This is a genomic window from Pseudomonas sp. PS02303 (assembly GCF_029959925.1).
GTDB lineage: Bacteria > Pseudomonadota > Gammaproteobacteria > Pseudomonadales > Pseudomonadaceae > Aquipseudomonas > Aquipseudomonas mandelii.
Map to the genome: position 1 here is coordinate 1 of NZ_JASCOM010000293.1, position 6,987 is coordinate 6,987.

Here is a 6,987-nt window from a genome sequence, read left to right on the forward strand (position 1 = left end):
CTGCTCGCGATAGCGGTGTGTCAGTCGACATCTCTGTTGGCTGACAAACCGCAATCGCGAGCAGGCTCACTCCCACTTTGATCTTCAGTGGACGCGATAACGGCGTTAAACGCGAAACTGATCCATCAGACTCTGCTGCTGATTCGCCAGGCTATTGAGTGACTGACTCACCCGCGCCGATTCATTCGCCTGTCCCGACAGCGACTCCGTCACATCGCGAATCGTCGCCACGTTGCTGTTGATCTCCTCGGCCACCGCGCTCTGCTCTTCGGCCGCAGACGCAATCTGCAGGTTCATGTCGCTGATCACCGTCACCGCCTCGCCGATCTGGCGCAGCGCTGTCACCGCTTGGCCCACTTGCTCGACGCTGCCTTGCGCCTGGCGATGGCTGTTGTTCATCGAGCCAACCACGTCCTGCGTGCCGCACTGCAATTGCTCGATCACAACGCGGGTTTCTTCAACCGACTCCTGGGTGCGTCGCGCCAGGTTGCGCACTTCATCGGCGACCACCGCAAAACCTCGTCCGGCCTCACCGGCGCGGGCCGCTTCGATCGCGGCGTTGAGGGCCAGCAGATTGGTTTGTTCGGCAATGGCGCGAATCACTTCCAGCACCGAACCGATTTTCTCGCTGTTGGCCGCCAGGCCTTCCACTTGCACCATGGCCGCGCTCATGTCGGCGGCGAGGTTGCCGATGCTGGTGGTGGTCTGGTCGATGACGGTCAGGCCGCGGCGAGTCGCTTGGTCGGCATCCTTCGCGGCCTGGGCGGCTTGCGCGGCACTGCGGGCGACGTCCTGGGCGGTGGCGCTCATTTCGTGGGAGGCGGTGGCGACCTGATCGACCTGACGGTATTGCTGCTCCATGCCGGCGCTGGTCTGCGTGGCGATGGCGGAGGATTGATCCGCGGTGCTGCGGGCGTCCTGCACCGAGCGTTTCACTTCGGCGATGATCGGTTGCAGCTTGTCGAGGAAGCGGTTGAACCAGCCAGCCAACTGGCCCAGTTCGTCCTGCTTGTCGTAAGCCAGGCGTCGGGTCAGGTCGCCTTCGCCGCTGGCGATGTCTTCGAGCATGTGCGCCACGCCGAGGATCGGTCTGGTCACGCTGCGCGCCATCAGCCACACCAGCAGCAAGCCAATCAGCGCGGCCAGTACACCGAGGCCGAGCTCAATCAGGGTGCCGCTGCGGTTGCTGTCATCGAGTTGGTTTTTCAGGGTTTCGGCGGGGCCGACCAGGACTTTTTCCGGCACGTCGAGCAACACGCCCCAGGATTTCCCGCCGGGAATCGGCTGGAACGGCGACAGCACTTTCAGTTGCTGGTTGCTGTGCAGGCTTTCGGTGGTGCTGCTGGCCGCGAGCATGCGAATCAGCTCGGTGCCGTCGGACGTGTCCACGGTGTCCAGGCGCTGGCTGAGTTTGCTGGCGTCCGCGCTGTAACCGGCGAGTAAGCCGACCGGGCTGATGATGCTGACGCGGGTCTGGCCGTCGTAGAGCTTTTTGCTCGCGCCCTGACTCATGGCCTGCAAGCTGTTGAGGTTGATGTCCACCGACAGCGAAGCGATGACTTTGCCGTTGACCATCAGCGGGAACACGATGCTGGTCATCAGCACCTGCTGGCCGTCGATCACATAGAAATACGGTTCGATCACGCACGGCTTGAGCGTTGTGCGCGGGCAGGTGAACCAGGCGTTGGCCGGCTCGCCGCTGGGACCGGCCTTGGTGTCGGCCATGTCGCTTTCCGGCAGCGCCATGGAGGTCACTTTGCCAGGCACAGGTTGCGACCAATACAGGGCAAAACGGCCCTTGTCGTTGCTGCCCAGTTCAGCCTGGCCAGAGAACAGATCGTCCTTGCCGTCCAGCGCGTTGGCTTCGAACACCAGGGACAGGCCGAGCAAATCCGGGTTGGCTTGCAGCGCCGACTTGACCTGGCGGGTCAGGTCTTCACGCAGGTCGAAGGCGTCCAGAAAACGCTTTTCCGCCTGGTCGCGCAGGAACAGCACCTGGCGCGAAAAGCCGTGGCCGTATTGATAGGCGTCCATGAACTGCTGACGAATCACCAGCGCCTGGTTTTCCCCCTGGGATTCGATCCGGGCCTGAGCGGCTTCGGTGAGCATCTCCATGCTCGAGGCTTTCACCATCTCGGAGCTGTGCTCCATGCGATACAGCGAAAGACCCACCAGCAGGGTCACGATGCCGGCCAGGCAAAGCCCGGCCAGCAGGGTGATTTTCCATTGGATGGAAAGTTGTCTGAGCGACATGGAGAGACGTCCTTATTCGATATTTATCTGAGACTTTGCACTGTAACGGCCACGATTCACCTTTCTTTATGCCGGCATCCGAATAAGGCTCGCCGCTGATTTTGTGGCGAGAACGCTTACCTGTGGCGAGGGAGCTTGCTCCCGTTGGGTTGCGAAGCGACCCCTGGCATTCCGTCAGCCACTACGCATCGGCAGGTTTTACGCCTGCTGCGCAGTCGAACGGGAGCAAGCTCCCTCGCCACAGGTATTTCGTGGCCCGTTACATACAGGTCGGCCCATGCGCTTTGACACCGGGCCGACTCTGCGGCACAGTGCGCGCCCTCTAATAAAACCCATTCCTTGATCTGCTGGCGGCGCTTCGCAGACTGCCGGCTGAGCTCATTTCGCTTGCCCTGAGGTAACGATGATTAATGCTGTAATTGCCGCGGTCGGCGTCATGCTGGTCCTTAGCCTGTCCCGCGTGCACGTAGTGATCGCGCTGATTGTCGGCGCCCTGGTGGGGGGGCTGACCGGTGGCCTGGGCATCGATGCCACCCTGAAAGCCTTTAATAGTGGCCTCGGCGGCGGGGCGACGGTGGCGTTGTCCTACGCCTTGCTCGGTGCGTTCGCTGTGGCGATTGCCAAGTCCGGCCTGGCCCATGCCCTGGCGGACAAGGCCCTGCTGATGGTGGATCGCCAACACGCCAGCGGTGGCGGCCAGGTCAAGTGGCTGCTGATCGGCTTGCTGTGGGTGGTGGCCATCGCTTCGCAGAACATTCTGCCGATACATATCGCCTTTATTCCGCTGCTGGTGCCGCCGCTTCTATATGTGCTGACCAAGTTGCAACTGGATCGCCGCTTGATCGCCTGCGTCATGACCTTCGGCCTGATCACGCCGTACATGTTCCTGCCGGTGGGCTTCGGCAACATCTTTCTGAATGAAATCCTGCTGGCCAACGTTGCGCGCAGCGGCGTCGATATCAGCGGCATCAACGTCACCCATGCCATGGGCATTCCGGCGTTGGGCATGGTTGTCGGCCTCGCGGTGGCGTTTATCAGCTATCGCAAGAAGCGCGTCTACGACCTGGAAAAGATAGAGAAAGTCGAGCAAGTCGCGGTGGAGTACAACCCGCTGAGCCTGATCGTCGCCGGTGTGGCCATCGCGGCGGCGTTCATCATTCAGCTGCTGCTGGACTCGATGATCATTGGTGCGCTGGCGGGTTTCCTGATCTTTTCGGTGTCGGGCATTGTGAAGTGGCGCGACACTGACGACCTGTTCACCGAAGGCATGAAAATGATGGCGATGATCGGTTTCATCATGATCGCCGCCTCGGGTTTCGCCGAAGTGATGAAAGCCACCGGTCAGGTGCAGACGCTGGTGCAAACGTCGGCGTCGTGGATCGGGCACAGCAAAGGCGTCGGCGCGCTGTTGATGTTGCTGGTCGGCCTGCTGGTGACCATGGGCATCGGCTCGTCGTTTTCCACCGTGCCGATCCTGGCGGCGATTTTCGTGCCGTTGTGCGTGCAGCTGGGTTTCAGCCCGATCGCGATCGTGTGCATCGTCGGCACGGCCGGTGCGTTGGGTGACGCCGGTTCGCCGGCCTCGGACTCGACGCTGGGCCCGACCTCCGGTCTGAACATTGATGGCCAGCATCACCACATCTGGGACACCGTGGTCCCGACCTTCCTGCATTACAACCTGCCGCTGCTGGCGTTCGGCTGGGTGGCCGCGATGGTCCTCTGATTTCACTTCCATAGGAGCCAGCGGTTCGGCGATCCGATGCCGCTGGCTCCTACAGTTTTTCGTTGGCGTGCCGTTAAAGCCTTAACCACGCCAACAAAATCAAAAGAGTGAACCGTCATGCGCATGAGCCTGAAGGCTAAAGTCCTGTCCCTTGCTGTTCTCCCGGTGTTGCTCTTTGCGCTAGTCATCAGCCTGACCACGCTGTTCATTCTGCAGGAGCAGGCCAGCAAGGAAGTCGAGGAAACCCGCCAGCGCCTGCTCAGCGATGCCAAGGCCACCCTGCAAAGTTACGTGGCCGTGGCCATGACCACGATCAAACCGCTTTACGACGCGGCCACCCCTGGCGATGACGCGGCGCGGGCGCAGGTGATCAAGCTGTTGTCGAGCATCACCTACGGCAAGGACGGCTACTTCTTCGGCTACGACTCCAACACCGTGCGCCTGTTCAAGGCCAACAGCCCGGAAGGCGTGGGCCAGAGCTTCAAGGACAACCGCGACCCGAACGGCGTCTACGTCAACCGCGACCTGGTCAAAGTCGCCAAAGACGGCACCCACTACCTGCAATACAGCTCGCCACTGCCCGGCAACACTCAAGTGCTGGTGCCGAAACTGGGCTACACCGAATACCTGCCGAAGTGGGACATGGCGGTCGGTACGTCGGTGAACCTTGATGGTATCGAGGCGCAAGTCGCGCTGGTCCAGGCCAAGGTGCAGGAGCGGATGGAAGGCGTGGTGCTGACCATCGTCGGTATCGCCGTGGTGATGCTGCTGGTGATCGCGGCAGCCGGGATGCTGCTGGCCAATACCATTCTGCGTCCGCTGAACCTGATGAAAGCCAACCTCGATGACATCGCGGCGGGCGAGGGCGACCTGACCCGTCGTCTGACCATCACCAGCCAGGACGAACTCGGCGAACTGGCCGGCTCGTTCAATCGCTTTGTCGACAAGATCCACGGCCTGGTGCGTCAGATCACCGAAATGACGTCGCAACTGACCGGCCTGGTGAATCAGGTCTCCGACCAGGCCCAGCGCTCGGATCAGGCTATGGAGCGTCAGCGCCACGAGACCGATCAGGTCGCCACGGCGATCAACGAAATGTCGGCGGCGGCTCAGGAAGTGGCGAAAAGCGCCCAAAACGCGGCGGTAGCGGCCCAACAAACCGACGAAGAAGGCCAGGCCGCCAAGCGTGTGGTGGCCGGCAGCATCGTCAAGATTCATGCGTTGGTGAACGACATCCGCAGCAGTGGCGTGTCCCTCGACAGCCTGCAAAAGGACGTGTCGTCGATTGTCAGCGTGCTGGGGGTGATTCGTTCGATTGCCGAACAGACCAACTTGCTGGCACTGAACGCTGCCATTGAAGCCGCGCGTGCCGGTGAAGCCGGTCGTGGTTTTGCAGTGGTGGCCGACGAAGTGCGGGCGCTGGCCAGCCGCACGCAGATCAGCACCCAGGAAATCCAGGGCATGATCGACCGCTTGCAGGCCGGGACCCAATCGGCGGTGGAAGCGATGCGTCGTTCCAGCGAAGCGGGCGATGGCACCTCGGCCCAGGCCAATGAAGCCGGCGCATCGCTGGACACCATGGCCCAGCTGATCGGCACCATCAATTCGATGAACGCGCAAATCGCCAGCGCGGCTGAAGAGCAGACCGCCGTGGCCGAAGAGATCAACCGCAGCGTGCATCAGATCGCCGTGGCGGTGGACAGCGTTGCCGACGAAACCCAACTCGGTGCCCAGACCTCACGCAGCCTCGCCGACCTCGGCCAGCGCCTGGGCAAACTGGTCGGCCAGTTCCGGATCTGACAAGCGACGCGAGCCTGCTCGCGATAGCGGTCTGTCAGCCAATATTAATGTTGGATGTGCCGGCCCCATCGCGAGCCGGCTCGCTCCCACAGGGTTTGTTTGGTGTCAGGGTCTGTCCCAGTAGGGCACCGTTCCGAAGCACTCCACGAAGAAATCAATCACCGTGCGCACCTTCACCGACAACCGTCGGCTACCTGGCCACAGCACCGCAATCTGCTGCGGTTCGAGGCTGTTGGACACCTGATATTCCCCCAGCACCGGCACCAGCGTGCCGTTGCGCACCGCCTCGCCGATCAGCCACGACGGAAACATCACCAACCCCAGGCCTTGTTCGGCGGCTTGCGTGAGCGTGTCGGCGTGGTTGCCGGTGATCGGGCCTTTGACGGAGTAGGGCGTCCAGTCCTGCGCGTCCTTGCGGAAAAACCAGCGTTGCTGCCCGGCCACGCCCTTGTAGGCCAGGCACTGATGCGCCGCCAATTCTTCGGGATGGTGCGGCGTGCCATGGCGTTTGAGGTAGGCCGGGCTGGCGGCCACTTGAAAGCGATGGGGCGCCAGGATCCGCGCCTGCATGCTCGAATCGTGCAGCGGGCCAATGCGGAACAGCAAGTCGGCGCCTTCCTGCAACGGGTCGACGTAGCTGTCGGTTTGCTGGATATCCAGTTGCAGTTTCGGATAGCGCTCGCACAACAGCCCCAGCCACGGCGTCAGATGCCGTTGCCCGAAGACCACCGGCGCATTGATCCGCACCAGCCCGCTGGGTTCGCTTTGCTGCTCCTGCAAGGCCTGTTCGGCTTCCTCCAGTTGCACCAGCACCAGCCGCGCGTGATGACCGAGCATGCGGCCGGCTTCGGTGGGCGTGACGGCGCGCGTGTGGCGGTAGAGCAATTGCTGGTTCAAGGCTTGTTCCATCAGCTGGATCTGCCGGGAAATCGACGAGGGCGCCAGGCCCTCGCGGCGGGCGACTTCGGAGAAGCTGCCATGGTCGAGCACCGCGACAAACAGCCGAAGTGCCTTGAATCCAAGCTCGTTGAGGCCATGCATGGTCGATCCTGCTGTGCGAGTTGCGCAAAAGTGTTGTCGGGATGCTCCCATTTATCGCAAAAGATCGCCAGCCGATAATGCCTGCCACAACAGCCCCTTGGCAGGAGCGAAGCTTGCTCGCGAAGGCGGCGTGTCAGACGTTGGAAATGTCGACTGATACGACGCCTTCG

The 6,987-nt window shown here is 62.0% G+C and carries 4 protein-coding genes; 2 read left to right on the forward strand and 2 right to left on the reverse strand.

Features of this window, described 5'->3' with window-relative positions:
• Positions 1-105: 105 nt before the first annotated feature.
• Positions 106-2,253 (reverse strand): methyl-accepting chemotaxis protein, encoded by a 2,148-nt coding sequence (locus tag QMX98_RS30680; RefSeq protein WP_221108910.1) that lies wholly within the window; start codon positions 2,251-2,253, stop codon positions 106-108.
• 406 nt (positions 2,254-2,659) lie between these two features.
• On the opposite strand from QMX98_RS30680, the gene QMX98_RS30685 reads away from it, so the two are divergent.
• Both QMX98_RS30685 and QMX98_RS30690 read left to right on the forward strand, forming a co-directional pair.
• Positions 2,660-3,976 carry a Na+/H+ antiporter NhaC family protein gene (locus QMX98_RS30685; RefSeq protein WP_162179694.1) on the forward strand — a complete coding sequence of 439 codons (1,317 nt, stop codon included), beginning with the start codon at positions 2,660-2,662 and terminating at the stop codon, positions 3,974-3,976.
• Between the two features lie 117 nt (positions 3,977-4,093).
• Positions 4,094-5,776, forward strand: a complete 1,683-nt coding sequence (locus QMX98_RS30690; RefSeq protein ID WP_010458566.1) for a methyl-accepting chemotaxis protein — start codon at positions 4,094-4,096, stop codon at positions 5,774-5,776.
• Positions 5,777-5,881: 105 nt separating this feature from the next.
• On the opposite strand, the gene QMX98_RS30695 is transcribed toward QMX98_RS30690, so the two are convergent.
• Complete coding sequence (locus QMX98_RS30695; protein WP_077748864.1) at positions 5,882-6,817, reverse strand: LysR family transcriptional regulator; 936 nt, start codon at positions 6,815-6,817, stop codon at positions 5,882-5,884.
• Positions 6,818-6,987 lie beyond the last annotated feature (170 nt).